Origin of the sequence: Pseudomonas sp. CHM02, assembly GCF_000612585.1 — a bacterium.
In the GTDB taxonomy this organism is placed as follows: domain Bacteria; phylum Pseudomonadota; class Gammaproteobacteria; order Pseudomonadales; family Pseudomonadaceae; genus Aquipseudomonas.
This window is the reverse complement of sequence record NZ_JFCA01000113.1, coordinates 1-786: the sequence shown is the minus strand read 5'-3', so window position 1 is coordinate 786 and position 786 is coordinate 1. Positions and strand designations below refer to the sequence as shown.

Annotated in this window: 1 protein-coding gene; it reads right to left on the bottom strand. The window is 50.6% G+C overall.

The annotated features are described in order from the left end of the window. Positions 1-676, bottom strand: a 676-nt coding sequence (locus BM70_RS0130955) for a hypothetical protein (RefSeq protein WP_218187312.1), incomplete at its 3' end; no start/stop codon positions are given. Positions 677-786: the final 110 nt, after the last annotated feature.

Below are 786 nucleotides of genomic sequence, written 5' to 3'. Positions count from 1 at the left end.
CACTTACTCCAGGCGGGGGAGGGCCATAGACCGCGAACAGGAAACCTAAGCAGGCGAAAGCAAGCGGGGAAAACATAACAGCCGTAAGGACTGAGAGCGGTCCGCTTCTCTTTTTCTTTTGGGGTTTAGGGCGTGTGAATTGACCAAAATTTCGAAAACCATGCGGAAGACCTTTCAGGGTGCCCGTAACGCTAGGTTTTCGATCAGTACTGGTATGCAGAATTTCGACCACAACCCCGTCTTTTGCATCGAGGAAGTTGAAAGTGAACGCCAACTCATTAACTCTGAATTCTGGCGACCTAAAGATTGAGAAGTCGTTTACCGCCCGACTCGATTTCAGTATCACGGCGGATAGGATTTGACCGTCGTCTCCGACATGGAAGCGGAGCGGATCCTTAGCAACGATATCTTCACCATTGACGGTATTCTCGCCGCTGTTCCAGAAAATCAGAATGGATTTGGTTAGACGAGGAATGCTGATGCCGTTGTATTGAACGACTATTCCCGAAGGCAGCGCATCCGACGCACTGCCCAATAGATGCTCGCCGAGGTAGACATAGCCCAAGCTGGTCCTTTTGCGAGCCAACAAGTACGCAACAAACGCGACAACGATACCCCCAAGGAGCCCAACGCGGCCTTGATCCATAAAGCTCAACGCGGTGTCAATCCACGACATAGCCATATCCCTGCTGGTGATGATGACGCGAGGTATTGCGTTCTTGTTACGTCGCTTGTTACGTATTGCAGACAAACAAAAGGCCTGCATCGCTGCAAGCCTTTGTTTTT